This is a genomic window from Deinococcus pimensis DSM 21231 (genome assembly GCF_000519345.1).
GTDB classification, from domain to species: domain Bacteria; phylum Deinococcota; class Deinococci; order Deinococcales; family Deinococcaceae; genus Deinococcus_A; species Deinococcus_A pimensis.
On the sequence record NZ_KI912657.1, the window covers coordinates 64501 to 66275 of the forward strand.

Annotated in this window: 2 protein-coding genes; one reads left to right on the top strand and one right to left on the bottom strand. The window is 72.2% G+C overall.

Annotation, left to right across the window (positions count from 1 at the left end; translation table 11 throughout):
• The first annotated feature begins 157 nt into the window (after positions 1-157).
• Complete coding sequence (locus DEIPI_RS31930; protein ID WP_045234530.1) at positions 158-1408, top strand: TCR/Tet family MFS transporter; 1251 nt, start codon at positions 158-160, stop codon at positions 1406-1408.
• Between the two features lie 52 nt (positions 1409-1460).
• Here the strand turns inward: DEIPI_RS31930 and DEIPI_RS0116540 are convergent.
• On the bottom strand, positions 1461-1775 hold a 315-nt coding region (locus DEIPI_RS0116540), incomplete at its 5' end, for a hypothetical protein (RefSeq protein WP_027482501.1).

The window sequence follows — 1775 nt, forward strand, 5'->3', positions numbered from 1 at the left end:
GCGCCCCGACGCCCAGGCGCCGCGCCGTCCCCCCGCGTGCCTCGGCGGACCTCCCGGACCTCGACTCCTAGCGCGCCGCGCCTCCGCCCTCCGGCCTGCCGTCCGTGTCGGCCAGATGGCGCACGGCACGATGACCACAGGAGAGTAGCCTGTGGGAATGCAGACGCGCAGACCCGCCGCGATCGTGTTCGTGCTGATCACGCTCCTCATCGACGTGATGGGCGTCGGCCTGATCATCCCCGTCCTGCCCGCCCTCGTGAAGCAGCTCGCGGGCGGCGAGGCCGCCGGGGCGCACATGCTCGGCATCCTCACCGCCGTGTACGCCGCGATGCAGTTCGTGTTCGCTCCCATGCTCGGGGCGCTCTCGGACCGCTACGGACGCCGCCCCGTCCTGCTGCTCTCCATCTTCGGCCTCGGTCTCGACTACCTCGTGCTGTACTTCGCGCCGACGCTCGCGTGGCTCTTCCTGGGCCGCGTCGTCGCCGGGATCACGGGCGCGAGCATGACCGTCGTGAACGCCTACATCGCCGACGTCACCCCGCCCGAGCAGCGCGCGAAACAGTTCGGCCTCGTCGGCGCGATGTTCGGCGTGGGTTTCATCCTCGGGCCCGTCGTGGGCGGCTGGCTCGGCAACGTGGACCTGCGCCTGCCCTTCCTCGTCGCGGCGGGCATGGCCCTGCTCAACGGCCTGTACGGCCTGTTCGTCCTGCCGGAGTCCCTGAAGCCCGAACTGCGCAACCCGAAGGTGAGCCTGCGCCACGTCAACCCCCTCGTGAGCCTCGCCGCGCTCGCGCGCTACCCGCTCGTGCGCAACCTCGCGTACGCCTTCGTGCTGTTCGGCATGGCGAACCAGGTGATCTTCAACACGTGGGTGCTCTTCACGGAGAGCGTGCTGGGCTGGGGACCGCAGCAGAACGGCTACGGCCTCGCCCTCGTCGGCGTGCTGTCCATCGTGGTGCAGGCGGGCCTCGTGGGCTTCGCCCTGAAGGCGCTCGGCGAGCGCGTCGCGATCATCGGCGGTCTGCTGGTGGGCGTCGTGCAGTTCGTGCTGCTCGGCCTGGCCCGCACGGACCTCGCCATGTACGTCGCGATCGTGATCGGCTCGGTCGGCGGCGTCTCGGGTCCCGCCATCCAGGGCCTCATCAGCCGCAGCGTCGACGAGCGCGAGCAGGGCACCGTGCAGGGCGCGCTGACGGGCGTGAACAGCCTCGTCGGCATCGTCGGGCCGCTCGTCGCGACGTGGGTCTTCGCGTACTTCAACGGCGGCGGAGCACCCACGCGCGTGCCGGGCGCGGCGTTCTTCATGGGCGGCGCCTTCCTGCTGCTCGGCACGATCCTCACGGCGTTCGTGCTGCCCCGCGTGCCGCGCGGCCCCGCCGTCCGGACGGACGCCGTCGCCGAGGGCTGAGCGGCAAGGGGACACGGAGCGCCGCCCACGGGCGGCGCTCTCCTTGCCAGGTTCAGTCTGCCGCGTCCACGAAGCCGCGCGTCTGACAGGCCCGCGCCGCCTCGCGCCGCGCCGACCGCGACGTGTGATGAGCGAGGCGCATGAACGGATGATCCCGGTCGGGCGTGAGCCGCATCAAGATGCCCGCCTCGTGGTCCGCCATGCGCTGCAGGTCCACCCGGTCCGAGTGCACGAAGGCCCGCAGGTCCGGCTGACGCGCCGCGAGGTCACGCAACCGTGCCAGCGCGAGGTCCACCGCCTCGCGTTCCGCCGCCGTGGCCGGGTCCGGGCTCCAGCGGCGTGGCCCGCGTCCGATCCCACCGCTCTC

Coding starts and splice junctions, on each gene's coding strand:
- DEIPI_RS31930 (WP_045234530.1), top strand. CDS start 158: ATGCAGACGCGCAGACCCGCCGCGATCGTGTTCGTGCTGATCACGCTC.